This window comes from Burkholderia sp. 4M9327F10 (assembly GCF_005503145.1).
GTDB lineage: Bacteria > Pseudomonadota > Gammaproteobacteria > Burkholderiales > Burkholderiaceae > Paraburkholderia.
This window is the reverse complement of record NZ_SCNV01000042.1, coordinates 46636-71816: the sequence shown is the minus strand read 5'-3', so window position 1 is coordinate 71816 and position 25181 is coordinate 46636. Positions and strand designations below refer to the sequence as shown.

The window sequence follows — 25181 nt, the reverse complement described above, 5'->3', positions numbered from 1 at the left end:
CCGCTATTGCCCGCACCGCCCAGCACACCCGCAGGGCCGAACACCACCTCCTCGACCGCCGCCGCGTCCGCCACGCACAGCAGCACCGTTTCAACGCACCCTGCCAGTTCACCCGGCGTATCGACCACCTGGGCGCCCGCCTCACGCAGCGCCTCGGCCTTGGCCCGCGTGCGGTTCCAGACGTGCACGGTGTGCCCCGCACGCAGCAAATGCCGAATCATCGGCGCGCCCATCAGGCCTGGGCCGCAAAAACCAATTTCCACTCTGATTGCCTCGTGATGAAGTTGTCCTGCCAGACGGGAGCCGCTCGTCGCAAGCAACCCCGCTCCCGATCATACCGGCGGCCTCCCGTCCACACATACCCGGCACGCGATGTGCACCATGATCCGGCAGCGCGCCTGGAGCGCAATTGCCTATACTTTTTTCACACACCTGAAGAAGAAGGAGGAGAAGATGACAAAAGACCACGTCTACAAGCAGATCGAGTTGACCGGCTCATCGACCAAGTCGAGCGACGATGCGATCCGCACCGCGATTGAAAAAGCGTCGAAGACCCTGCGCAATCTACACTGGTTCGAAGTGACGGAAACCCGGGGCCAGATCGAAGACGACAAGGTCGTGCACTGGCAGGTGACCATCAAGGTCGGCCTGCGGATTGAATAGGCACCGTCAGCAGCAACAAAAAAAGCTGCGTCCGCAAGGACGCAGCTCCTGAAACAGCGGTTCTGCAACCGCCGCGTGGTCGACTGTTCGCGCCAGGCCACCTTCAGCCGGCGCTCGTGGCAATCAGTTCGGCAGCGTGCCGTCCACGCCTTCCACGTACCAGTTCAGCCGTTGCAGGTCAGGGTCGGCCAGGGTTTTGCCGGCCGGCACCTTCACGTTGCCGGACTGATCCTTGATCGGGCCGGTGAAGACATCCCATTGGCCGCCCGCAATCTTGTCGCGCCGCGCTTCCACATCCTTCACCGCGTTAGCCGGGATGGCCGAGGTGTTCAGGTCATCCAGGCTGACAGCCTTCTGCGGAATGCCCCACCACACCGGATCGTTTTTCCACTTGCCGTCCAGTACCTGCTGGACCACCGCGGTGTAGTACACGCCCCAGTTGCCGACCACCGAACCCAGGTGCGCATCAGGACCGAACTTCTTCATGTCCGAATCCCAGCCGAACGCATGCACGTGCTTTTCCGAAGCCGTTGCCAGCGTCGCGCTCGAATCGGTGTTCTGCAGCAGCACGTCGGCGCCCTGGCCGATCAGCGTTTCCGCGGCCTGCTTTTCCTTGCCCGGATCGAACCAGCTATTGATCCAGATAACCTTGGTGTGCACCTTCGGATTCACCGAGCGCGCGCCGAGCGTGTATGCGTTGATGTTGCGGATCACTTCGGGAATCGGCACCGAGGCGACAAAACCCAGTGTGTTGGTCTTCGTCACGTAACCGGCCGCGACGCCGGCCAGATACGCGCCCTGATACATACGCACGTCATAGGTGCCGAAGTTCGGTCCCTTCTTGTAGCCGGTCGCATGCAAAAACACCGTGTCCGGGAAATCCTTCGCCACTTTCAGTTCGAAGTCCTGATAGCCGAAGCTCGAACCGATGATGATCTTGTTGCCCTTGTTCGCCAGATCGCGGAACACACGCTCGGAGTCGGCCGATTCCGGCACGTTCTCGATGCGCGTGATCTTGATCTTGTTGCCGAATTTGGCTTCGACCTGCTTCGAGCCCTGGTCGTGCGCGTAGGTCCAGCCGGCGTCCCCAGGGTTGCCGAGGTAGACGAACGCGACGCCCGGCACGTCTGCAGCCTGCGCGGTTTGCGACAGCGTTACACCAAGGCCAAGCGAGACAGCCCCCAGCGCCGCAGCGGTCAGCAGATTTCTTCTCTTCATGTTTTCTCCTGTCGTGTGATTGATTCCGTCAAACCGCGTGCCTGAAAACACGTAACCGGCTTGTGCATCCTGCTTAACTTCCAACGCCAATCTGAAGCCTGACCGCGTGAGTCCACTAACCCGCCGCAAAGAACGGCTTGCCGAGCGAGGCCGGCGCGTTCAGGCGGATGGTGTTCGGATTGCGCGAGATCAGCACCAGTACGACGATCGTCGCGAGATACGGCAGCATCGCGAGAAACTGTGTCGGCACCGGTACGCCGATCGCCTGCGCATAAAACTGCAGACCGGTCACCGCGCCGAACAGCAGCGCGCCGATCAGGAGGCGCCCCGGGCGCCATGTGGAGAACACCACCAGCGCGAGCGCAATCCAGCCGCGGCCCGAGGTAAGCTGCTCCTGCCACAGATGCAGATTGACGATCGAGTAGTAACCTCCCGCCAAACCCGCCATGCCGCCCCCGAACGCGACCGCCCCATAACGCACGCCGACCACCGGAAAGCCCACCGAGTGCGCCACCTGCGGCGACTCGCCGACCGAGCGCAGCACGAGGCCCGCACGGGTGCGGTACAGAAACCAGCCCACCACGGCGAACATGATGAAGGCGAGGTAATCGAGCGGTGTCAGACTGAAGAAGGCCGCGCCGAGCACCGGAATCTTCGAGAGCAGCGGAATCGCCCACACGTCGATGGAGGCGCGCACAGCCGCCGACGTATACGGCTTGCCGACATAGGCCGACAACCCGATGCCGAAGATCGTCAGCGAAAGACCGGTGGCAACCTGATTGGCGAGCATGGTCAACGTCAGGAAGCCGAACAGCAGCGACATGGCGAGCCCTGCCACAATCGACGCCAGCACGCCGAGCCACGGATCACCGGTAATCGAGGTGACCGCATAGCCGCTGACGGCGCCCATCAGCATCATGCCTTCCACACCGAGATTGAGGACTCCCGATTTTTCGGTGACGAGTTCGCCCACACCGGCAAACATCAGCGGTATGGCGGCGGTGACGGCGCTCGAGGTGAGCGCGCTAGCTTGTTGAATATCCATAAGACCAGGTCGGGGAAAATCAGTGAGCTTCAGACATGAGCGGCGGCAGTACGGCGGCGCACGCGGTAATTCACAAACAGGTCGGCGCCCAGCAGGCAGAACAGCAGCAGCCCCTGGAATACGCCGGAGAGCGCCTGCGGCAACTGCATCGAGGTCTGCACCGCTTCACCGCCCAGATACAGCAACGCCATCAGGAGGCTCGCCAGCACGATGCCAACCGGATGCAGCCGGCCCACGAACACGACGATGATCGCCGTGAAGCCGTAACCCGGCGACCAGGTGGCCTGCAACTGGCCGATCGGCCCGGCGATTTCCCCCATGCCGGCCAGACCCGCGAGCCCGCCGCTGATGAGCAGCGAGGTCCAGATCGTCTTCTTGTCCGAGAAACCGGCATACCGTGCGGCGAGCGGAGCGAGGCCGCCCACGTTCATGCGGAAGCCGGCGAAGCTCTTGCGCATGAACAGCCAGACCAGCGGAATCGCCGCGAGCGTAACGAAGATCGACGCGTTAAGACGCGTGCCGCGCAGGAGTTTCCAGTGCCAGTCGCCGGAGAACGTCGGGTAAAGCGCGTCGCCGCTGAACATCTCGGAGAGCGGGAAGTTCATGCCCTGCGGATCGCGCCACGGACCGCTCACCAGATAGATCAGCAACTGCGTCGCCACATAGGTGAGCATCAGGCTCGTGAGAATTTCGTTGGTGTTGTAGCGGCTCTTCAGGAACGCGGGGATCGCGGCCCACACCATGCCGCCGGCAACACCCGCCAGCATCATCGTCGGCAGGATCCACCAGCCGCTTGCCTGGTCGAAATGAATGGCGACGCCGCTGGCCGCAATGCCGCCGAGCAGCATTTGCCCTTCCGCGCCGATGTTCCAGACATTGGCCCGATAGCCGATAGCGAGGCCGAGTCCAATCAGGCACAAGGGTGACGCTTTGAGCAGCAGCTCGGACCAGCCATTGACATCGGAGAGCGGCTCGATAAAGAACGCGTGCATCGCCTGCAGCGGATCGCGGCCAACAAGACCAAAAATCAGGAAGCCGAGCGCGAGCGTAAGCAGTGCGGCAATCAGCGGCACGGCGAGCTGCATTGAGCGCGAGGGCGCGGTGCGGGCTTCGAGTCGATACGGAAAGATCATAAGTCGGCGTGTGGCTGTCAATTGGGGCGTAGGACTGCGGCGTCTGCTCGGGCGCGTTCAGGCATGCGCCGGCTCTTCAGGCGAAGGCGCCGCGCCCTCCTCCCGTCCGCCGAACAGGCCCGCCATCCATCTGCCGATTTCCTCGGCATTGGTATCGCCGGTGACGCGCACAGGCGAGAGCCGGCCGCGCGCGAGCACCGCGATGCGGTCGCAGATATCGAACAGTTCTTCCAGCTCTTCGGAAATCACCAGGATTGCGACACCGCGTGCCGACAGGTCCAGCAACTGCTGGCGAATGAACGCGGCGGCGCCGACGTCGACACCCCACGTAGGTTGCGCGACCACCAGCACCTTCGGCGCCTGGAGAATCTCGCGCCCGACGATGTACTTCTGCAGATTGCCGCCCGAGAGGCTCTGCGCGAGCGCTTCGGTGCCGCCGCACCGCACGTCGAATGCATCGATGCATTTCTTCGCGAAGCTGCGCATGGCAGCGGCCTTGATCCAGCCGGCGTGCACCATCTTCTGGCGATGCCCCGTCAACAATGCGTTTTCCGCGAGCGTCATGGCCGGCACGGCGCCCCGGCCTAGTCGCTCCTCCGGCACGAAGCCAAAGCCGAGCGCACGGCGTCCGCCTGCCCCGAGCTTGCCGGCCGGCTTGCCGCAGATCGTGATCGCGTCGTCACGCACGCCGCGCTGCTCGCCCGACAGGGCGGCCAGCAACTCCGCCTGACCGTTGCCCGAAACACCCGCGATGCCGAAGATCTCGCCGCCGTGCACACTGAACGACACGTCGTCGAGCGAAGTGCCGAACGGATCGTCGCTCGCGGCCGACAGATGCTTCACGTCGAGTAGCACGTCACCCGGCGTATGCGTGCGGCGCGTATAGTCCGGCAGCGAATGGCCGACCATCAGTTGCGCGAGCGACGCATGCGTCTCGTCGCGCGGCTTCACATGTCCGGTCACGCGCCCGCCGCGCATCACCGTGGCGGTATCGCACAGCTCCTGGATCTCGTCGAGCTTGTGGCTGATGTACAGAATGCTGCAGCCTTCGGCCGCCAGTCTCCGCAGTGTTTCGAACAGCTTGCGCACTGCTTGCGGCGTGAGCACCGAGGTCGGTTCATCCATGATGAGCAGACGCGGGTTCTGCAGCAGGCAGCGCACGATCTCGACGCGCTGCCGCTCGCCCACCGTCAGACTATGCACGTGGCGCTGCGGATCGATATCCAGCCCGTAATCCGCCGACACCTCACGGATGCGCTTCGCGAGCGTCTTCAGGTCGAACGGTTCGTCGAGCGCGAGCGCGATGTTCTCGCCCACCGTCAGCGTCTCGAACAGCGAGAAATGCTGGAACACCATGCCGATACCGAGCTTGCGCGCCGCGGCCGGACTGGCGATTTCGACCGCTTGCCCTTCCCAGCGGATCTCGCCGGCATCAGGGCGCACCGCGCCGTAGATGATCTTCATCAGCGTGCTCTTGCCCGCGCCGTTTTCACCGAGCACGGCGTGAATCTCGCCGGGCGCGACGGTCAGCGTGACTTCGTCGTTCGCCTTGACGGCCGGGTATTGCTTGCTGATGCCCTCGAGCACGAGGCGCGGCACCGTGGCCGGCCCGCCTGCGGGATGCGCAGCGGCGTCGCCGCGATAAGAAGAAGAGTCGCCCATGAGTTTCCGTAATACGCCAATAACTGCCTGTTGCAACGAGGCGGCGCGCCCCGGACGAATGCGCCATGCCTACGCCTTAGCGAAATGACAATACCTAATTCGACCCTCTCAGTCGAGCCGACAAAATTCCCCGCAAACCCGCGCCAGCGCACGCTGTGCGGGTATCCCTCTCTTGACGCATCTTTCTGTTCATATTAAAAGTCATATACCCCATGGTCCGTTCGATCAGCCAGAACATATATTTCGGAGAAGTCATGAGCCAGCAACGCGAGGCGATCGACACATACTTATTACGCGTCTTGCACACCCTGTTGATGGAGCGCAGCGTGACGCGCGCCGCCGTCAAACTCAATCAGTCGCAGCCCGCCATCAGCGCGGCGCTGCGCCGTCTGCGCGACATCACCGGCGACCCGCTGCTGGTGCGCGGCAAGTCCGGCATGGTCCCGACCGAGTACGGGCTGCGTCTGCTCGAACCGGTGCAGAACGCCCTGCGCGAAATCGAGCGCATCAAGTTCCAGCAACACAATTTCGATCCGGCCACTTCGATCCGCTGCTACCGGATCGGCTGTCCCGACTACCTGAACGTGCTGTTCGTGCCGACGGTGGTTGAGCGCTTCCGCCAGGCGGCGCCCAATGCGACGCTCGAGTTTCATTCGCTCGGGCCGGCGTTCGACTACGAACTGGCGCTCGAGGACGGCAAGCTCGATATCGTGGTCGGCAACTGGCCCGAGCCGCCGGAGCAGTTGCATCTGTCGAACCTGTTCGTCGACCAGATCGTCTGCCTGATGAGCAATTCGCATCCGTTCGCCAAGCGCGGCGGGCTGACGCTCGACCAGTATCTGAACGCTCCGCATCTTGCGCCTACTCCCTATTCAGTGGGCCAACGCGGCGCGATCGACGTGCACCTCGCGCGCGAGCGCCTGAAGCGTCATGTCGTCGTGACTCTGCCGTACTTCAATCTCGCGCCGTATGTGCTGATCAAGTCGGATCTGATCTTCACGACAACGCGCCTGTTTGCGGATTACTACGCCAAATTCCTGCCGCTGACCGTGGTGCCCGCGCCGCTGGATTTCCCGCCCATGCAGTACTACCAACTGTGGCACGAGCGCGTGCATTACTCCGATGAAGTGCGGTGGTTGCGCAGCCTCGTTGCCGAGGCGACCAAAACGCTGATCGACAAACCTTAAGCCGGCCAGACCCGCATCGCGTTACGCGAGCGGGTTGCCGGTGTGGCTTCCTGACGACCACCGCACCGGCCACCACGCTTGCAATCAGCCTTCGCCACAACTTCACAAGCGGGCCTTACTCCGGTCCGCTCACATTACGTTCACGCTGACGCCTGATACAGCGCTTTCGCCAACCGGTTGTGCTGCTCGATCACCGGGCCCAGTTCGACGGTCGTCAACTGTCCGTCCTTCACCACCACCTTCCCGCCAATCACGCTATACGACACCTGCGACGGTGCACAGAACACGAGTGCCGCGACCGGATCGTGCAAGGCGCCGGCAAACAACGGCTGACGCAGGTCGAACGACACAAAATCCGCTGCCATGCCCGGCGCCAGTGCACCGATATCGTCGCGGTTGAGCACCTTCGCGCCGCCCAACGTCGCAATTTCAAGCGCCTCGCGTGCGGTCATCGCATCGGGACCGAAGCCGACCCGTTGCAGCAGGAGCGCCTGGCGCACTTCCGCGACCATCTGCGCGCCGTCGTTCGAGGCCGAGCCGTCGACGCCGAGACCCACCGGCACGCCGGCAAGACGCATCCGTTTGACCGGCGCGATGCCTGAAGCGAGACGCATGTTCGAGCACGGACAATGCGCGACACCGGTGCCGGTACGCGCAAACAACTCGATCCCCGCATCGTCCAGTTGCACGCAGTGCGCATGCCATACGTCGTGCCCCACCCAGCCTAGGTCTTCCGCGTACTCCGCCGGCGTCATGCCGAATTTTTCGCGGCTGTAAGCAATATCGTTGACGTTCTCGGCCAGGTGCGTGTGCAGCGACACACCATACTGGCGCGCCAGCACCGCGGATTCGCGCATCAGATCGCGGCTCACCGAAAACGGCGAGCACGGTGCTACCACCACGCGCAGCATCGCGTAGCGTCCTTCGTCGTGATACGTCTCGATCAGGCGCTGCGTGTCCTTCAGAATCTCCGGCTCGCGCTCCACCACCGAATCCGGCGGCAAACCGCCGTCCTTCTGCCCTACGCTCATGCTGCCGCGAGCGGCATGGAAGCGCATGCCGATGCGGCGCGCCGCCGCAATGCTGTCGTCGAGCCGGCTACCGTTCGGGTAGATATACAGATGGTCGCTGGAAGTCGTGCAACCCGACAGCAGCAGTTCTGCCATCGCGGTCAGCGTCGAGACTTCGATCATCTCCGGCGTGAGATTCGCCCACACTTTATAAAGGCTGGTCAGCCAGCCGAACAGCTCGGCGTCCTGAGCGGCCGGAATCGCCCGCGTCAGGCTCTGATACATATGGTGGTGCGTATTGATCAGACCCGGTATCACCAAGTGACCGCGCATATCCAGCACTTCGTCGGCAGATTGCGGCAGCTCCGCCGTCGGGCCGACCGCGACAATCCGGTTGTCCTCGATATAGAGGCCGCCGTCGCGCAGTTCGCGCCGGGCGCCGTCCATCGTAACCAGCACGTCCGCGTGCCTGACCAGCATCGTTTTGCCGCGCTTGCCTGTATGCGCGCCCGCACCCTGAACTGCCTGCTGCTCCATCGTCATTCGTCTTTCTCCGCTTGATTGCTGCCGTTGCAGCCAGCCTCGCTGGGCACGTGCAACGGCGGGGCCGCACCGGTCACGGGCGCCATCGAGGCATCCCTGCCGGCCGTGTGCAAAGTCGTTCGAATGCGATGCGGCGGGCACGCTGCCGTGCCGCCGCGTCCATTCGAACGCCGTTGGCCCGGTTACCCAGCGTACTACGCCGTCTTCGGGATGCGCGGCATTGCTGCTGCGCACAGGCGTAACCTTCGACGGCCAAAATAACCATGACAACTCACGCCGTTGCGATACCCGACTTCACACAGCCGATATAGTGGTTCTTTTTGGCGCCGGTACGATCGGGGCGCCCGCTCATCCGCCGCCTGTTCACCGCTCAAGGCCGTCCGGCGCGGGTCCGAGCGGCGTGACAAGGAGGCTTTCAGCAGGCTGTCATGCGCCAGTTATTATCTTTCCTATCGCTCGTGCGCGGACGGGAACATCCTTTTTACAATGGCTGCCACGGCGCTCGCTTCAATTCGCCGACGGGTATGTAGCCACTGACGTGGAGCCTCGATCCGCCGCAACGTATTCGGGATCGGGCCGCCGCCGAAACCTCGCATTCACATAAGGAAAATTGCGAATGGGAAAGCTCACTACCCATGTGCTCGACACCGCCAACGGCCGTCCCGGCGCGGGCATCAAGGTCGAACTCTTTGCGCTCTCGGGAGACACGCGCCGGGCGCTGAAAACCACCCTCACCAATGACGACGGCCGCTGCGACCAGCCGCTGCTCGAAGGCGATGCACTCGTCACCGGCGAATACGAACTCGTATTCAGCGCGGGCGATTACTTTGCTTCGATCGGCACCAAGGTGCCGGAGCCGCGTTTCGTCGATCGCGTCGTGCTGCGCTTTGGCGTGGCCGATGCCGGCGCGCACTATCACGTGCCGCTGCTGGTGTCGCCGTGGTCGTACAGCACCTATCGGGGCAGCTAACACGTCACGGGATACAGCATGGAGACTGGCCCGGTTTCACGCCTCACCGACTTCGTAACCACTGCATTTCGCAGATGCATGGAGACACCTGCGAAGCGCAGTCGAATGCGGACCGCCTGGCCTGTGACCTGTCGCTGTGACCCATGGTTTGACGCATCGGAGCGAACCGGTCACCACAATACGGCGCTGTGCGAACTGAGCGCACCGCGTCCCCTAACAGCAGTTTGCACGAGTGGCGCGTGGCGGGCCGGCCCGGTGGGCCGTCATTGAACCCGAACCCGCAGCCGTACCGCCGCCCGCGAGGCAAACAACGAATCAGAAGTGGAGGAGTTTCATGGAAGGCTTTATCACCGACTGGTTGAACCTGGCATTGCGCTGGTTCCACGTCATCGCCGCGATCGCCTGGATTGGCGAATCGTTCTATTTCGTCGCCCTCGACAACAGCCTGAAACCGCCTACGGACCCGAACCAGCGCAAGCGCGGCGTGTTCGGCGAGCTGTGGCACGTGCACGGCGGCGGCTTTTACAACATGCAGAAGTACACCGTCGCGCCGCCTGAAATGCCGGACGATCTGCACTGGTCGAAGTGGCCGTCGTACACCACGTGGCTCTCGGGCGCGAGTCTCTTCACGGTGCTGTATCTGTTCTCGCCGAGCACGTATCTGATCGACAGGAACGTCATGGATATGGGCCCGGTGGTGGCCATCTTCTCCGCGCTCGGCTTTCTTGCCGCGGGCTGGATTGTCTACGACTCGCTGTGCCGCTTGCTGGGCAACAAGGACAAGGTGCTCGGCATCTGCGTCGGCGCATATGTGCTGATCGCGGCATGGCTGGCATGCCATATCTTCGCGGGCCGTGCTGCATACCTGATCGTCGGCGCGATGCTCGCGACGATCATGTCGGCCAACGTGTTCTTCGTGATCATTCCGGGCCAGCGCAAGATGGTCGACGCGATGTTGAAGGGCGACACGCCGAACCCGATCTACGGCAAGCGCGGCAAGCAACGTTCGGTGCACAACACGTACTTCACGCTGCCGGTGGTGTTCGCGATGCTGTCGAACCACTACGCGATGACCTACACGAACCAGTACAACTGGCTCGTGCTCGCGATGATCATGTTCGCCGGCGCGCTGATTCGTCAGTTCTTTGTGATGCGCCATCGTGGCCAGGTGCTGTGGTATCTGCCGCTGGTCGGGATTGCGCTGATGTTCGGCGCCCTCTTCTGGACGATGCCGAAGCCGGTCGTGCCGCAGGCGGAAGCCGCCAATGCGCCGACGCTGAAGGTCGCCGACATTGCGCCGATCCTGCAGCAGCGTTGTGCCGCGTGCCACTCCGCGCATCCGACCTTGATGGGCAGCGCGCCGTCAGGCGTGATGTTCGATACGCCGGATGAGATCTCGCAGAATGCGCAGCGTCTGTATCAGCAGGCGGTGACGTTGAAAGCGATGCCGTTGGGGAACGTGACGCATATGACCGATGACGAGCGCCAGAAGATTGCGGCCTGGTTCCAGGGCGGGGCGTTGAAGTAATTGGGCTGGGCTGGCCGCTGCGGTCGGCTGGCTGGTTTAGCGGATTGGTTGGTAGTATGGAGCGGGCTTTTCGCGGGAGCGGAAGGCCCGTTTTTGTTTGGGTCACGGTGCTTTTAACCGCTAACCTCGTCAGAGTGAGAACCGGCAGCGCTACGATGGGAGCATCGGATACGCCATAAATTGTGTCTCTTGGGCTACCAAAACTCTATTTTCGGCCAATTTTGTAGCCCTTAAGACACAAAATAGAAGTAATGCTTTGTGCCTTTCAGGCTACAATAATTGCTCAATCCCGGTTTTCTGATGCCCTGGGGCCACAAATGACCACGCTTGCCGACGTCTCTGACATGTTGAAGGAAGTGCGCCGCGAATCCAGCCTGTCACAGGAGGAACTGGCACGCCGCGCCGGCGTCGCACGCACCACCGTCGCGCGAATGGAGACGCTCGCGAAAAATGACATGAGCGTTTCCGTACTGGTGCGCCTGCTCGAGGCGGCAGGCTACGATCTCAAGGTGGTTGCCCACGGACATGGCCGGACGCTTGAAGACATCCTTGCCGAGCAACGCGCGGCGTCGGGACCCAATCAATGAAGCTCGATATTCAGGTCCAAAGCAGGAAGGTCGCCACGCTCTTTCGCGAGCGCGACGACTATGTCCTTCAATACGAACGAGACGTAGCGCCCAGCGATTTCGTCAGTCTGACAATGCCCGTACGTCAAGAAGCTTGGCGCTGGCCACGCGACCTGCATCCGTTCTTTCGCCAGAACCTGCCCGAAGGCTATTTGCTGAACCTGATCCGGGAACAATTTGGGCCCTTGCTCGACGGCACAGACCTTTCTCTACTGGCCGTGGTGGGCGCAATGGGGATCGGACGCGTCACCGTGACACCAGAAGGAGTCGAGCCCGGCACCACCTTGCAGGCGTTGGATGTCAAAGAGGTGCTTCATGGCGACAACACGGCCGAGCATTTCGCCGCGCTGGTTCGCGATTATGCACGTGCCGCTATCTCAGGCGCTGTGCCAAAGTTCATTGCTCCGCAAAGAAACTCGACTGGCCGCCCCGTTTTCGACGGTCCGCTTGGAAAACCCACGATTCGAACCAGCCGATACATTGTCAAAGGTTCGGACGAGAATACGCCGTTCCTTGGATTTAACGAGTTCTATTCGATGCGCGTGCTCGAACGTCTCGGCGTGGCGCCCGTAGCGCGTACACAGATGTCGGACGATGGCCGGGCGCTCGTCGTCGAACGCTTCGACGTAAACGCGGAAGGCTTTCCCGTCCATGGTGTCGAGGATATGTGCGGGCTGCTCGGTCTACCGCCGCATGAGAAATACAACTCAACTACAGAGAAAGTGCTTAATGTCGCGAAAGCCTATTTGCTAGACCGGAACAGCATGCGACAACAGTTGGAACAATTAGGCTGGCATCTGCTTAGCAACTATGTGGTCCGTAACGCGGATTGTCATACCAAGAACATTGCTCTTTTCTATACGTCCGTCGATGACGTAGCCTTTACGCCCGTCTACGACATTGTGACCACACAAGCCTATCCACGCTTTGCAGCGAATCCTCCTGGACTGGCAGTCGATGGTCGTAAAACGTGGGCGGCAGGCAAGGCGCTTGAACGCTTTTTCAATTCCCGCGTCGGTATCCCACCACCCAAATATGCGGCAATGGTGGAGGCCTTATGCGATTCTGCGGTAGCAGTCGGCCACGAAGTGATCGAAGCAGCAAAGAACGAGCCGCAATGGCGAGGTGTAGCCAAACAGATGCTGCACGCGTGGAACGACGGCATGGAATCGCTGCGCACCCCGAAGAAAAGCGTTCAATTCAGGAGTCTCAAGCCTGCAATCGAAGCCGCCGGCTTTTCGGCGCCAGAACCGCCGGAACGGGCGCGCGAAATCATCGGACAGTCACCTCTGCTTGCTAAGCGCGGGCGCACGAAAAGCTAACACCCCATACAAAAACGCCCAAGGCAAATACCTTGGGCGTTGTCTACTTCCCGCGGCCAACATAGCCGCTGCTACCCCATCAAGCCGTCACCGCGCTCAACGCATCCTCAGTCAACCACAGCGGCTCCGCGAGATCCTGCTCGTTGAGATTGAGCCCATCTCCACCGCGATCCACCACGATGAAATCGCTCACCTCGCCGAGCGCGATCAGCGGGTGGTGCCACACGCCTTTCGCGTAGTTCACGCCCTGCCAGCCGCTCGTCACGAACGCGCGAATCCGCGTCGCATCGAGCTCGCCGGCCGGCGCCACCACCACGAGGTAAGGCTTGTCGTTGAGCGGCACAAACGCCTGGCTGCCCAGAGGATGGCGTTCGAGCATCTTCACCTCGAACGGCAGCACACGCGGCTGACCGCGAAACAGGTTCACCAGCGTGCGGCCGCCCTCGTCCGTCACATCCACTTTCGCGAGATCGTGATAGCGGATCGTCGTGCCGAGGTTGATCGGAATCTGCTTCGCGCCTTCGAGTTCGATCACATCGCCAAACAGGGTGAACGCTTCCTTGGTCAACGGTTCGATGGCGAGCGTTTTCATTATGCGAGCGTGCCCCACAGGCGCAGACGCGAAACCCCGCCGTCCGGAATGATGTTAAAGCGCACGTGCGTAACTGGGCCGAGCGCCGCCAGTTCACTTTCGAAGTAATGCTGCTTGTCCATCTGCAGCTTCTGTTCGCCGAGCAAGACCGGCCAGAACATGGCCTGCGTGATCAGCGAGCTGTCGGTGCCGCCCGTCACGTAAGCAGCCTGGATCGAGCAGCGGTCCGGGTAATTGCCCTTGAAGTGCGCGGTATCCACTTCGATCTTCCTGATCACGCCCGGTTGCGCGAGCGCGACGATCGCCCAGTCATTACCCGGCTCGCGGCGGCGGCGCGTTTCCCAGCCGTCGCCCATGTTCACGCCACGGCCTGGCATCAGAATCGTCGAGGCAGCGCCGAAGTGCTGGTTATTCGCGGCGACCAGGTACGCGCCGTTTTCCATTGCCGCCAGATCGAACTGCTCGGTACGGCTCGCGCCGGCCCAATCCACTTGCGGCTGGCCGTAGACGCGCAGACGCGCAATGCCGCCGTCCGGGTAGATGTTGACGCGCAGGTGCGTGTACGCGTTGCTGTCGCTGACTTCGTGGTAGTGGTGGCTATTGCCCTGCAACGTGGTCGACGGGACGATTTCGGTCCACTGGGTCGACTGGTTCGGCTGGCCGTCCACGACGCGCGCCGCTTCCACCGACGCCGCCGGCGGGAAATTGCCGGTGAAGTGGCTCGTATCGAGGTCGAGACCCTTGATTACGCCCGGACGTGCTAGCTTCACCACACACCAGTCGTAGCCGGTGGTGCGCTTGCGGCGCGTTTCCCAGCCGTCCATCCACTTGCCGTGATCGTCGTACTTGCCCGGAATGAAGACGGCGGGTTCCGGATTCAGCATCCGTTCCTTCGGCGCGAAGAAATCGTCACTAGCCTCGAGCGCCTGCGCGCCGAGACGCGGGTCCGCCAGGTTCACATAGCGGCGCGTGAAGTCCGGTGCGTTGGGGTCGAGAATCGGGAGTGCCATCTTTGTCTTCCTTCCTGTCTGATAGTGCTAAGAAACGCCTGGTTTCGAGAGCCACCCCACGCACGAATGCTCGCGCGGGCGTGGCGATGATGACGCGCGCTTACGCGTCGATCAGGTCGTCGAGCCTGAAGCGTGCGATACGGTAGATCTGGTCGAGGCTCGCGCGCAATTCGTCGCCGCGGCTGTTGTTCACGCGTGCTTCGAAGTTGGCGATGATGCCGTGGCGGTCGTAACCGCGCACCGCGAGAATGAACGGGAAGCCGAATTTCTCGCGATACGCCGCGTTCAGCGCAACCAGCTTGTCGAACTCGGCCTGGGTGCATTGCGACAGGCCCGCGCCGCTCTGCTCACGGGTCGACTCGGCCGTCAGCTCGCCGCGCACGGCGGCCTTGCCGGCGAGCTCCGGGTGGGCATTGATCAGCGCAAGCTGCTTCGCCTCACCGGAAGTTTCGACGGCGTTCGACATCGTGTGATGCAGTGCGTCGATGCTCGCAAAGGGCCGCTGCCCGGCTGCGATTTCCGCCACCCACGGCGAGTGCTCGAAAATGCCCGACAGCGCCGCGACGAACGCGTCGCTCGAGATGCCGTTCAGTTGATCCAGAGTGTATTGCATCGCCTTCATGCCGCAGCCCCGCGGTTGCTTTGTTGGTAAGGATGGTGTTCGCGCCAGTGCCGCGCAATGTCGACGCGCCGCGTCACCCAGACGCGATCGTGCTGTTCGATATGGTCAAGGAAGCGCTGTAGCGCGCGGAAGCGCCCCGGGCGGCCCAGCAGCCGGCAATGCATGCCGATTGAGAGCATCTTCGGCGCTTCGTCGCCCTCTTCGTAGAGCACGTCGAACGCGTCGCGCAGGTAGGTGAAGAAGTGATCGGCGGTGTTGAAGCCTTGCGGGCTCGCAAAGCGCATGTCGTTGGTGTCGAGCGTGTACGGCACGATCAGTTGCGGCGTCTTTGCCCCACCGCTCACTTCAACGTCCATCCAGAACGGCAGGTCGTCGCCGTAGTAATCCGAGTCGTACAGGAAGCCGCCGTATTCGGCGACGAGGCGGTGCGTATTGGGACTGTCGCGTCCGGTGTACCAGCCTAGCGGACGCTCACCGGTCACACGCTCGATCGCTTCCATGCCGAGGCGCATGTGCTCCGCCTCTTTCTCCGGCGACACATCCTGGTAGTGAATCCAGCGGTAGCCGTGGCAGGCAATCTCATGTCCCAGTTCGACAAAGGCGCGGGCGAGTTCAGGATGACGCTCGATCGCCATGCCGACGCCGAATACGGTCAGCGGCAGGCCGCGCTTTTCGAATTCGCGCAGGATACGCCAGACACCGGCACGCGAGCCGTATTCGTAGATCGACTCCATGCTCATGTGGCGCGCCGGATAGGCAGCCGCGCCGACAATCTCCGAAAGGAACTGCTCCGAGCCCGGGTCGCCGTGCAGCACGCAATTCTCGCCGCCCTCTTCATAATTGAGCACGAATTGCACCGCAACGCGCGCCCGGCCGGGCCAGTTTGCCTGGACCGGGTGACGGCCGTAGCCGATCAGGTCGCGTGGATAGTTCGAGTCGAGTGGCATGGTTTGACGAATGCGTGGTGGCAAAAACGGTGTGAAGAAACGTGAAACACGTCCGAATCTCTGCGCCGGCGCGGGCGGAAACCGCCGACAATGCCTATTCGTCCGCCCAGCGTCTGGTGAAGCCAGTGTAGCGAAAACGCCTGGGTGCGCCCATACACACGGCCAGATAGTGCGTGTCAGAGCAGAAGTATGTGCCGGGCCGGGCGGCTGGGGGTTTCCGGCCCGGGCGAGCTGGCGCTTGCCTGCTGCTTGCTTGGCGTTTACCCGGCCTTTAAAGCCCAAAGCGCGACGGCGGACGGACGGGATGCGCCTCCGTCGGACTAAACGCCTCGAAGGCGCCGTCATAGCGCTTCAGGAGCGGGCGCGCGTAGTCGCCGCGCTTGGCCGTGCCAAGCCGCAGCGTAACCAGCGCCTCCACCCACTTCACCGCCGCCGTCACGCCTTCGACCACCGGCACGCCCAGTTCGGCCTGAATCTGCGCGCACAGTCCGGCCATCCCCGCACAGCCGAGCACGATCGCCTCCGAGCCGTCCTCCTCGAGCGCCCGGCGGCACTCCTCGGTAATGATCCTGCGCGCCTCCGAGCCTGGCTGATCGAGTTCGAGCACCGCCACGTCGGTTGCGCGCACGTTGCTGCAGAACCGCGTCATGCCGTAGCGCTCGGCCAGATGCCAGGCCATGCCACAGGTGCGCGAGAGCGTCGTCACCACCGAAAACGACGGCGCCAGCACGCTCGCCACGTGCATCGCCGCTTCGGCAATGCCGATCACCGGACCGCGTGCGAGTTCGCGGGCCGCGTAGAGCCCGGGGTCGCCGAAGCAGGCAATCACATAGCCGTCGCAGCCTTCACGCTCGCCCGCAGCGACCTCTGCGAGCAGACCCGGCGTGGCGAGTGCTTCGTCGTAATAGCCTTCAATCGACGGTGGCCCCATGGTCGGGCTGACCGCTATCACTTCGGTACCGGGCGCGACCACCTCTCTTGCGCAGCGCCCCATCGCATCGGTCATCCGCTGAGTCGTGTTGGGGTTGATCAGTTTGATACGCATCTCGAGCTCCTGTTACAGCTGGCTTACTGGACGATCGGCAAACAATCAGCGCAAGGTCAGCACGCGGTAAAACACAGCACCGAGGCCCGCGCCGATAAACCACGAGAAATTCGCCATACCGTCGAGCGACGGCACCATCACGCAGGTCACCGCAATCGCCGCAGCGGGCAGCAAGGCGGCAACCGCCTTGTAATTCACACCGTTGCGGTACCAGTACGTGCCCGTTTCGGAGACGGTATAAAGATCGTGCAGCACGATCTTCTGGCGCTTCACCAGATAGAAATCGACGATCAGGACACCATACAAAGGTCCGATAAAACTGCCGAGCACGTCGAGGGTGTAATGAATCACTGCCGGGTTGTTGAACAGGTTCCACGGCGTGATGAAAACCGACGCGACCGCCGCCAGCATCCCGCCCATGCGCCAGCTAATGAGGCGCGGCGCAACGTTCGAAAAATCGAAGGCCGGCGAGACGAAGTTAGCCACGATATTGATCCCGATCGTTGCAATCGTAAAGGTCAGCGCACCGAGAATCACCGCACTCGGATAGTCGATCCGTCCGACCGTTTCCACCGGGTCCGTGATCAACTGGCCGAACACCGGCAGCGTGGCCGCGGTCGTCACCACGGTCACCAGCGAAAACGCCAGAAAATTGACCGGCAAGCCCCAGAAATTGCCCGCCTTCACGCTGCGAAAGCTTTTGCCGTAGCGCGAGAAGTCGCCGAAATTCAGCATCGGCCCCGAGAAATAGGACACCACTAGCGAGATCGCCGTGATCATCACCGGTACGACGCCGAGCCCGTGATATTTCACGCCGCCCAGATTGATGCCGATGTTTTGCCAGCCGGCGCGCCACACCATATAGCCCGCGAGAACGAACATCACCACGTACACGGCCGGTCCGGCGAAATCGATAAACTTCTTGATCGTCTCCATGCCGTGCCAGAACACCAGCGCCTGCAGCACCCATAGCAGCATGAAACCGCCCCAGCCGAGCGCGGAAAGCCCCATGAAGCCATGATGGTGCACATCCGCATAGGGCAGCCATTGCGGGAAAAACTTCAGTACGACGATTACCAGCGCGCTCGACGCGAGATAGGTCTGAATGCCGTACCACGCAACGGCGATCAGGCCGCGTATGACCGCGGGAAGGTTCGCCCCAAGCACGCCGAAGGTCGCGCGGCACGCGACCGGATAAGGCACGCCGTTCTGCTGGCTCGGCTTGGCAATCAGATTGCAGAACAGGTTGACGATGGAGATGCCCACCAGTAACGCGATCAGCACTTGCCAGCTGGTGAGACCGAGGGCGAACAGACTGCCTGCAAATACGTATCCACCCACGCTGTGCACGTCCGACATCCAGAACGCGAAGATGTTGTAGGCGCTCCACGTCTGGTGGCGCAGCGGCGCGAGATCTTCGTTATAGAGACGCTCGCTGTAACCGGCGGGCACATCGGAATCGTCCGACGAACTCTCGCTGCTGAAGCCGGGATTATGCGGTGCTGCACTGAACTGAGCCATGACTGCTCCTTGAGTGTAGGGACTGGCGATTGAGCATTGACGGGCACTGCATCCATCACACGCAGCCCCTTCCCGGCCGGGAAGACGATGCAGGCATGACGGCACCGCGGTTGTCTCTGTCCCAAGCTGCACATTTGTATGTACAACTAAGCACTTATTGTTATCGCCTCGCCACTAGCCGCGCCTTTGTGCCGAAGCGTTCTCGCCCACGCGGCCCATAGGGGCGGCCGCATGCAGGCCGTGTGGGCAAGCTTCGCCACACCGCCGGTTCGCGATGATTTGTCAGTTCAAGTTCAGTGCAGCGCGCCCATGCGCGCATTCATTACGGGCGTATTGCCCGTATGTGCTTGCGTGCGTCGAGTGACGCACGCGGGCAGGTCAATCAGGACGCCGCCTTTGCCGGCCACGTGCCGAACACTTCGTGCAGATCCGCGGCGCCGCGTGCGGGCCGGTCCAGCATCTTCAGTTCGACGCTTTGCAGGTGGCGCGACATCAGGGCCGCGGCCTCCTTCGCATCGCCGGCGTCGAGCGCGGTGAGAATCGCTTCGTGCTCGTCAAACGAGCACGGATTGCGGCCCAGCGACTCGTACAAAGCCGAAATCAAGGTGGAGCGCGCAACCAGTCCGTTCAGACAGTCGCATAAAACGGTATTGCCCGTCAGCGATGCCAGTTCCGTATGGAACTCGCCCGAGAGCCGGATCCAGGCCGAAAAATCGCGTGTTTCAAAAGCTTTGCGCTCGCGGCCGATCATGCTGCCAAGATGCTTCAGGCGGCGTGGGCCATGCCCGGAGCAGATCCGCTCCACCACGGCCAGTTCGATGATGCGGCGCATCTCGAACACTTCATGGACTTCCTGCAGCGACGGACTCGCAACAAAAGCGCCGCGATTGGGCTCGAGATCGACGAGCCGGTCTGTCGCCAGTAAAGCGAGCGCCTGGCGGATCGGGCCGCGCTTGACGCCGAATACTTCGCACAACTGCGCTTCAGTCAACTTCGCCCCTGGCGCCAGCCGGTGCTCAAGGATCGCGGCACGAATGCGCTCGGCAATCGCGTCGGGTTTCGAACCATTCGAGGTGGCTAAGGAGAGGGTCGACATGATATGCGTTCCGTTATGTTGCCCATCTTAGGATGGACACAAAGATTGTCAACAATTTCAATATTGAATTTTCGACGATCGCGACCGAGCGGCCCGAAGCATCGCCGGAATTGCCCGCAGAAGCCCGCTGGGCGTGGCTTCGGTTTCAATTCATGCAGATGATCCACCTTTTTGCCGAGCTGTTTTGTCAACAAAATTTCCGGATCAAACTCGCTCAGGTGTCTTGCGGCGGCTCGAAAGACTGACCGTTAGTTGCGTTTTTTAAGCAAAAATAAAGCGGGCAACGCCCGCTTCGTCCTCTTCCCCGCCCCGCTCATTAGCCGAGATGCGGATACCCGGACATCGTCAGCTTGAAACCATGCGCATCGGAGACGAGATGAGCGTCCGCGCCGACCGGCAGCGTCACCATGTTGGGGATATGACCGAACTGCAGGCCCGTGATCACCGGGATGCCGATTACCGAGCGCACGTGCTCGATCATCGTGTTGAGGTCGTAGCCGTTGTCGTACTCGAACGGCTTGCCACCCGACAGATCGCCGATCACCAGAGCCTGCTGCCGCTCGAGAATACCCGCCAGATGCAGTTGATACAGCATCCGCTCCATGCGGAACGGCTGTTCGTTGACGTCCTCGACAAACAGGATGCCCCCTTCGACCGGCGGCATATAGGGTGTGCCGACCAGCGAAGCCAGCACAGCCAGATTGCCGCCCCACAACATGCCGCTGACGTCGACGGATTGCGCCTGGGGGGCGCTGCCCGTAACGGTGAAACCCGGTTTCGTCAGCGCACCCCAGAAGTGCTGCATGGTGAATTCGCTGAGCTCCTCCGCGCCGAAGTCGCCCAGCAGCATCGGGCCACCGAACGTTTTCAGCCCGGCCCGCGAAAGCAGCGCCAACTGGATCGCCGTGAAATCGCTGTGTCCGACCAGCGCGACAGGCTGATCGGTCAGCCGCCGTTGCAGGCCCTCGTAGTCGAGCCCATGCAGGATGCGCACAGCGCCATAGCCGCCGCGCACCGCAAGCACGATATCCGGCAGCTTGCGTGACGGATCGGCCAGGTGGTTCAGCTCGGCGGCACGCTCGCCGTCCGTGCCGGCAAAGCGCTGAAAGCGGCGCTCGGTTGCGTTGATGCCCTCGACGTGATGTCCTTGCGCGCGCAACCGATGCAGCGCACGGTGAATCGCCTCGGGATCATGGGGATAGCCCGAGGGCGCAATCAGTTCGAACGTGCGATGGGCAATCATGATCGCCAGAGAGGGAGGTGATGGTTCTTAGAGTGGTTCGGCTGGCGGGGGTTCGCCGCGGGCCGCGTCACGGGCCGCGTCACGGACCTCACGCAGCGCGCGCCGCCGTCCGGCGAAGAAGGATTTGAGCGCCGCGGCGCACTCGCTCTCCAGCGCGCCGCCCACCACCGTGGTGTGATGATTGAGCTGCGGATTGGCGAAGGCGTCCACCACGCTGCCGCACGCGCCGGTCTTCGGATCATGGGCGCCGAATACGACCCGGGCAATGCGCGCGTGCATGATGGCGCCGGCACACATCAGACAGGGCTCGAGCGTCACGTACAGTTCGCAGCCGGGCAGACGGTAGTTCTCCAGCGCCTGCGCAGCGGCGCGCAGCGCGACCATCTCGGCATGCGCGGAGGGATCATGTGCGCCGATCGGATGATTGAAGCCTTTCGCGATGACCTCGTCACCGCGCACCAGTATGGCGCCCACAGGCACTTCGCCGGCCGCCCGCGCTTCTTCGGCGGCGGCCTGGGCCAGCTTCATGAAATGGAGATCGCGTTCCGTGAAGGCAGTGGGAACGACTTGCGGTGCATCGGGGGGCGCATCATGCGACGGCACGCTGTCAATGCTGGCCGTGCCGGCTGCGCTGACCTGCTCGCTCACTGCGGCCCCGGCTGAGCGGCTGCGGCATCGGGCGAGTCGCCCGGGTGAACGCCTGCATCGGCGGTGCGCTCGGAGAGACGCTCCGCGATGCGCCGGCAGTACTCGCGCGGCAAGACCAGTGGACCGCCGCGCAACGATTCCAGCGCCATGTCGAGCGCCAGCATCCGCGCCTGAAGGCGGCAGCGGGCACGGTCGCTGACCGCGCTCAGTTCGTCCTGCAGGTCGCGCAACGCCCGCAACTGTTCAGCGGCCGGCGGCACAAAACCCGCGTTCTTCAGGATCCGGTTCGCAACGCGCACTTCCTGAGGCACCTGGACATCGTCCTCCTGCGCAAGCGCGACACCCGCTCCCGGCAAATCGTCGAACTCCCCGCGCGCTGCCGCGGCGGCTATACGTTGTTCGACTAACGCATCAAGCAATCTCATCTGCAGTCCACTACGTTGCGGCCCACGCATTCTATCAGGGAGCCAGGTGTAAGGTTCGACCATGAGGCTGACAATTCCCTCTGATTTTCAGATTCCGCGTATTTGAGGGCCATAGGCCACTGCGTTAGGGTCATGGCTCTCCCGGCCACTTCGAAAGCCCTATTTTTACGATCTGCTTTCGGTTGATGACCATCGGCCTACCCCGATCTTTATCCCAGTTGGTGAATTCCGAGTGCTTATGCGTGCTGACCCGCCTTGCTCATCCGTGCTGATTTATTCATCCGGCGCCCTGACCGATGCCGAAGAAGAAGCGACATGGCATGACATCAAACCTCACTTCCCGGGCCGTCGCAAGAACCGGCCTTCTTTCCTGCGCGCGGCGTTGATGATCCTCGCAATGTCCGTCGCGCTCTCGGGCTGCGGCGTTTTCTGCGGCGGCGGCGGTGGCAGCGGGGGCGGTTTCGCCGCCGGTTGCTCGACGGGGGTGCGCTTCTGACGCTTCCACGTAAATTTCTGTAATGGGTGCGCGAACCGCTGTAATCTGGATCTCGCGCGCACCCACTATGCTTCGGGCGCGCGCTGGCGCATCGCCACGACGCCCATCCCGCAGGACTATGACTCGAGATCCAGACCATTCATCCGGGCAGCAGAGCCACGGCTCACCCGGCCATGCCAGCCCCCAGGCTTTCCCGCTCGACCCGGCCCGGCATCGGGCGCTGGCCGCCGCAAGGCGCGCTACCGGTGACGAGCTCGGCGCCGTCGCCCATCTGATCGCTGCCCAGACGCTGGATGCCTACGCGAGCGGCGCCGCCGACGCGCACGCCTCGAACCTCTGCGACGTCGCAACCGGTTACTTCATGAAGGGCGATCATGAGATTGCCGCGGCCTGGTACGAACTGGTTCTGACGCTCGACCCCACCGTCGCGACTGCCTGCCAGAACCTCGCCGCGATTCACGCCGGCGCGGGACGCCTCGCCGAGGCCGACGCGTGGCGCGAACGCGCGTACCGGCTGCAGCGCGTGTTCGTCGAGCAGGCGCCCGGCCAGACGCGCCGCGTGCTGATACTGTGCGCGGGCGGCGCCGCGGGCAACGTGCCGTTCGACGCTTTGCTGCCCGGCGCGGTCAACTGCCGGATCAAATACGCCATCGACTACGCGGACGACACCGAGGACGCGCAGCTCCCACCCTTCGACCTGGTGTTCAATGCCATCGGCGAACCCGATGTGGCGGGGCCGCTCGCCGCGCGGCTCGAACGTTTCGCCACCCGTCTGAAGTCGCATCCTGCGGCCTGCGATGCCCGCGTGCTGCTCAACGCACCCGCTGCCGTCGCGCGAACCGCGCGCCACCGAATCCCCGCATTGCTGGGCGACCTGCGCGACGTGCAAGTCGCGCGCTGTATCCGCGTCGACGCTGCGCCGGCCTCACCCGAAGCGCTCACTGCCCTGCTGGCCGACGGCGGCATCGCGCTGCCGGTGTTGGCGCGCCCCGCCGCGACCCACGGCGGCGAAGGCCTTGCCCGCTGCGACGACCCGAACGCATTGCTCGCGCGGCTGCACGAATCCACCGGTCCGCACTACCTGAGTGCGTATCGCGACACCCGCGCGGCGGACGGCTACTACCGCAAGTACCGGATGATTTTCGTCGACCGCGAGCCGTTTCCCTATCATCTGGCCATCTCGCCGCACTGGATGGTCCACTACTTCTCCGCGGAAATGGAAGGCCATGCGTGGAAGCTGGACGAGGAGCGGCGTTTCCTGGAAGACCCCGCCGCGGCGCTGGGCGAGCGCGCACTGCAGGCGCTTGCTGCGATCGGCCAACGGCTCGAACTCGACTATGCCGGGATCGACTTCACGCTCCTGCCCGACAGGCAGGTTTTCGTCTTCGAGGCCAACGCGACCATGCTTGCGCACTATGAACGCAGCACGGGACCATTGGCCCACAAGAATCCTTTTGTCCAACATATCGTCGACGCGTTCGAACGGTTGATGAAGCGTCGCACGGCGGCTGAATGAACAATGCAATGAATTTTTCCGGCGGCCCGGGCGCCCTGCCGGCCACGGTGCTGCGCGAGGCGCGCAATGCCATCGAGGCGTTGCCCGAGACCGGTCTTTCAGTGCTCGGGATGAGCCACCGCTCGGCGTGGTTCCGCAGTGTGCTCGATGAAGCCGAGCACAACCTGCGCGCGCTGCTCGGCATTCCTGATCATTATCACGTGCTGTTCATGCAAGGCGGCAGCAGCCTGCAATTCTCGATGCTGCCGATGAATTTCCTGCGGGCGAGCGGGCGTCATGCCGAGTACATCGTGTCGGGCTACTGGAGCGCCAAGGCGCCGGTGGAAGCACGGCTCGAAGGCGAGACGCGGGTGATTTGGGATGGGCGTAGCGAAGGCTATCGCCGCCTGCCGGCAGCGGACGAGTTGCAGCTCTCGCCGCAGGCGGCCTATTTGCACTACGTATCCAACGAGACCGTCGAAGGACTCGAATTCTCCGACGCCCCCGGCTTGCGCGACGTGCCGCTGGTGTGCGACATGTCGTCGAACCTGCTGGCCGCGCCGCTCGATATCGAGCGCTACGCCATGATCTACGCGCATGCGCAGAAGAACCTCGGACCGGCTGGCGTCACCGTGGTGATCCTGCGCGACGAGTTCGCGCAACAGGCCGGCCACGACCTGCCCACCCTGCTCGACTACCGCACCCATATCGCCGCGCGCTCGGTCTACAACACGCCGCCGGTGTTCGCCATCTACGTCCTGATGCTGGTGACGCGCTGGTTGCGCGACGAGGTGGGCGGCGTGGCGGCGATGGCCGGGATCAATCGCGCCAAATCCGCGCAGCTATACAGCGCGCTCGATGCCGATCCCGCGTTCTACGCCGTACATGGCGCACGCGCTTGCCGCTCGACGATGAATGTGGCGTTTCGCCTGCCGGACCCGCATATGGAGGCACGCTTCCTCGAAGCCGCCGCGCGTGAAGGGTTCCACGGGCTCGAAGGGCACCGCTCGATTGGCGGCCTGCGCGCGTCGCTCTACAACGCGGTGACGCTGGACGCGGTCACTGCACTCGCCGGCTGGCTGGGCGAGTTCCGCCGCCGCGAGGGCTAGCGCGCGCGGCGCAGCGGCGGTATAC

At 62.9% G+C, this 25181-nt stretch carries 26 protein-coding genes; 10 read left to right on the top strand and 16 right to left on the bottom strand.

Features of this window, described 5'->3' with window-relative positions:
• Positions 1-233 (bottom strand): NAD(P)-binding domain-containing protein (locus tag FFS45_RS29170; protein WP_249362975.1); only part of this gene is annotated, 233 nt, incomplete at its 3' end.
• Positions 234-453: 220 nt separating this feature from the next.
• Here FFS45_RS29170 and FFS45_RS29165 point away from each other — a divergent pair.
• Positions 454-663, top strand: coding sequence for a dodecin (locus FFS45_RS29165; protein WP_137958104.1), 210 nt, complete (start codon positions 454-456; stop codon positions 661-663).
• Positions 664-786: 123 nt separating this feature from the next.
• On the opposite strand, the gene FFS45_RS29160 is transcribed toward FFS45_RS29165, so the two are convergent.
• The 4 genes from FFS45_RS29160 to FFS45_RS29145 all read right to left on the bottom strand — a co-directional run bounded on the left by FFS45_RS29160 (position 787) and on the right by FFS45_RS29145 (position 5721).
• A complete protein-coding gene (locus tag FFS45_RS29160) occupies positions 787-1881 on the bottom strand; it encodes a BMP family ABC transporter substrate-binding protein (RefSeq protein ID WP_137958103.1) in 1095 nt (364 codons plus the stop codon).
• Positions 1882-1996: 115 nt separating this feature from the next.
• Positions 1997-2926, bottom strand: a complete 930-nt coding sequence (locus tag FFS45_RS29155) for an ABC transporter permease (protein WP_137958102.1) — start codon at positions 2924-2926, stop codon at positions 1997-1999.
• A gap of 29 nt (positions 2927-2955) precedes the next feature.
• Positions 2956-4059: an ABC transporter permease gene (locus tag FFS45_RS29150; protein ID WP_137958101.1), complete on the bottom strand. Its 1104-nt coding sequence runs from the start codon at positions 4057-4059 to the stop codon at positions 2956-2958.
• Positions 4060-4116: 57 nt separating this feature from the next.
• The gene (locus FFS45_RS29145; protein WP_137958100.1) at positions 4117-5721 is read right to left on the bottom strand and encodes an ABC transporter ATP-binding protein; all 1605 of its coding nucleotides are present in this window, start codon (positions 5719-5721) and stop codon (positions 4117-4119) included.
• A gap of 254 nt (positions 5722-5975) precedes the next feature.
• Between FFS45_RS29145 and FFS45_RS29140 the strand changes: the two genes are divergently transcribed.
• A complete protein-coding gene (locus FFS45_RS29140; RefSeq protein WP_137958099.1) occupies positions 5976-6908 on the top strand; it encodes a LysR substrate-binding domain-containing protein in 933 nt (310 codons plus the stop codon).
• A gap of 140 nt (positions 6909-7048) precedes the next feature.
• Here the strand turns inward: FFS45_RS29140 and FFS45_RS29135 are convergent, their stop codons facing one another.
• Positions 7049-8461 (bottom strand): 8-oxoguanine deaminase, encoded by a 1413-nt coding sequence (locus tag FFS45_RS29135; protein ID WP_137958098.1) that lies wholly within the window; start codon positions 8459-8461, stop codon positions 7049-7051.
• 616 nt (positions 8462-9077) lie between these two features.
• Here FFS45_RS29135 and uraH point away from each other — a divergent pair.
• The 4 genes from uraH (at position 9078) to FFS45_RS29115 (ending at position 12907) form a co-directional block, all read left to right on the top strand.
• A complete protein-coding gene (uraH, locus tag FFS45_RS29130; protein WP_137958097.1) occupies positions 9078-9431 on the top strand; it encodes a hydroxyisourate hydrolase in 354 nt (117 codons plus the stop codon).
• Positions 9432-9765: 334 nt separating this feature from the next.
• The gene (locus FFS45_RS29125) at positions 9766-10959 is read left to right on the top strand and encodes a urate hydroxylase PuuD (protein WP_137958096.1); all 1194 of its coding nucleotides are present in this window, start codon (positions 9766-9768) and stop codon (positions 10957-10959) included.
• Between the two features lie 317 nt (positions 10960-11276).
• Positions 11277-11546 carry a helix-turn-helix transcriptional regulator gene (locus FFS45_RS29120; protein ID WP_137958095.1) on the top strand — a complete coding sequence of 90 codons (270 nt, stop codon included), beginning with the start codon at positions 11277-11279 and terminating at the stop codon, positions 11544-11546.
• A complete protein-coding gene (locus FFS45_RS29115) occupies positions 11543-12907 on the top strand; it encodes a type II toxin-antitoxin system HipA family toxin (RefSeq protein WP_137958094.1) in 1365 nt (454 codons plus the stop codon). Before FFS45_RS29120 ends, FFS45_RS29115 begins: the two co-directional genes overlap by 4 nt.
• A gap of 79 nt (positions 12908-12986) precedes the next feature.
• On the opposite strand, the gene FFS45_RS29110 is transcribed toward FFS45_RS29115, so the two are convergent.
• The 7 genes from FFS45_RS29110 to FFS45_RS29080 form a co-directional block, all read right to left on the bottom strand.
• Positions 12987-13499, bottom strand: a complete 513-nt coding sequence (locus FFS45_RS29110; protein ID WP_137958093.1) for an ureidoglycolate lyase — start codon at positions 13497-13499, stop codon at positions 12987-12989.
• Positions 13499-14509 carry an allantoicase gene (alc, locus tag FFS45_RS29105; RefSeq protein ID WP_137958092.1) on the bottom strand — a complete coding sequence of 337 codons (1011 nt, stop codon included), beginning with the start codon at positions 14507-14509 and terminating at the stop codon, positions 13499-13501. The genes FFS45_RS29110 and alc overlap by 1 nt, the downstream gene beginning before the upstream one ends.
• Positions 14510-14609: 100 nt before the next feature.
• On the bottom strand, positions 14610-15131 hold the full coding sequence (uraD, locus tag FFS45_RS29100; RefSeq protein WP_137958091.1) for a 2-oxo-4-hydroxy-4-carboxy-5-ureidoimidazoline decarboxylase: 522 nt from the start codon (positions 15129-15131) through the stop codon (positions 14610-14612).
• A complete protein-coding gene (gene puuE / locus FFS45_RS29095) occupies positions 15128-16078 on the bottom strand; it encodes an allantoinase PuuE (protein ID WP_137958090.1) in 951 nt (316 codons plus the stop codon). The genes uraD and puuE overlap by 4 nt, the downstream gene beginning before the upstream one ends.
• Before the next feature lie 271 nt (positions 16079-16349).
• Entirely contained in the window at positions 16350-17123 is a 774-nt protein-coding gene (locus tag FFS45_RS29090; RefSeq protein ID WP_137958089.1) for an aspartate/glutamate racemase family protein, read from the bottom strand.
• Positions 17124-17168: 45 nt separating this feature from the next.
• Positions 17169-18644, bottom strand: a complete 1476-nt coding sequence (locus FFS45_RS29085; protein ID WP_137958088.1) for an NCS1 family nucleobase:cation symporter-1 — start codon at positions 18642-18644, stop codon at positions 17169-17171.
• A 382-nt stretch (positions 18645-19026) separates the two neighbouring features.
• A complete protein-coding gene (locus FFS45_RS29080) occupies positions 19027-19740 on the bottom strand; it encodes a GntR family transcriptional regulator (RefSeq protein WP_137958087.1) in 714 nt (237 codons plus the stop codon).
• A 32-nt stretch (positions 19741-19772) separates the two neighbouring features.
• Between FFS45_RS29080 and FFS45_RS29075 the strand changes: the two genes are divergently transcribed.
• Positions 19773-19985 carry a hypothetical protein gene (locus tag FFS45_RS29075; RefSeq protein WP_137958086.1) on the top strand — a complete coding sequence of 71 codons (213 nt, stop codon included), beginning with the start codon at positions 19773-19775 and terminating at the stop codon, positions 19983-19985.
• A 71-nt stretch (positions 19986-20056) separates the two neighbouring features.
• Here FFS45_RS29075 and ldcA read toward each other — a convergent pair whose 3' ends face one another.
• From ldcA to FFS45_RS29060, 3 genes are read right to left on the bottom strand one after another with little or no spacing between them, the layout of a single operon-like run.
• Positions 20057-20983, bottom strand: coding sequence for a muramoyltetrapeptide carboxypeptidase (gene ldcA, locus FFS45_RS29070; protein ID WP_137958085.1), 927 nt, complete (start codon positions 20981-20983; stop codon positions 20057-20059).
• Between the two features lie 27 nt (positions 20984-21010).
• Entirely contained in the window at positions 21011-21586 is a 576-nt protein-coding gene (gene tadA / locus FFS45_RS29065) for a tRNA adenosine(34) deaminase TadA (RefSeq protein WP_249362974.1), read from the bottom strand.
• A 41-nt stretch (positions 21587-21627) separates the two neighbouring features.
• Positions 21628-22056, bottom strand: coding sequence for a DnaJ family domain-containing protein (locus tag FFS45_RS29060; RefSeq protein ID WP_137958084.1), 429 nt, complete (start codon positions 22054-22056; stop codon positions 21628-21630).
• A gap of 238 nt (positions 22057-22294) precedes the next feature.
• Here FFS45_RS29060 and FFS45_RS29055 point away from each other — a divergent pair, with 238 nt between their 5' ends.
• From FFS45_RS29055 to FFS45_RS29045, 3 genes are all read left to right on the top strand, one after another.
• Positions 22295-22552 (top strand): hypothetical protein, encoded by a 258-nt coding sequence (locus FFS45_RS29055; RefSeq protein WP_137958083.1) that lies wholly within the window; start codon positions 22295-22297, stop codon positions 22550-22552.
• A gap of 118 nt (positions 22553-22670) precedes the next feature.
• Positions 22671-24068, top strand: a complete 1398-nt coding sequence (locus tag FFS45_RS29050) for a hypothetical protein (RefSeq protein WP_137958082.1) — start codon at positions 22671-22673, stop codon at positions 24066-24068.
• Positions 24065-25156 (top strand): phosphoserine transaminase, encoded by a 1092-nt coding sequence (locus tag FFS45_RS29045; RefSeq protein WP_137958081.1) that lies wholly within the window; start codon positions 24065-24067, stop codon positions 25154-25156. The genes FFS45_RS29050 and FFS45_RS29045 overlap by 4 nt, the downstream gene beginning before the upstream one ends.
• Positions 25157-25181 lie beyond the last annotated feature (25 nt).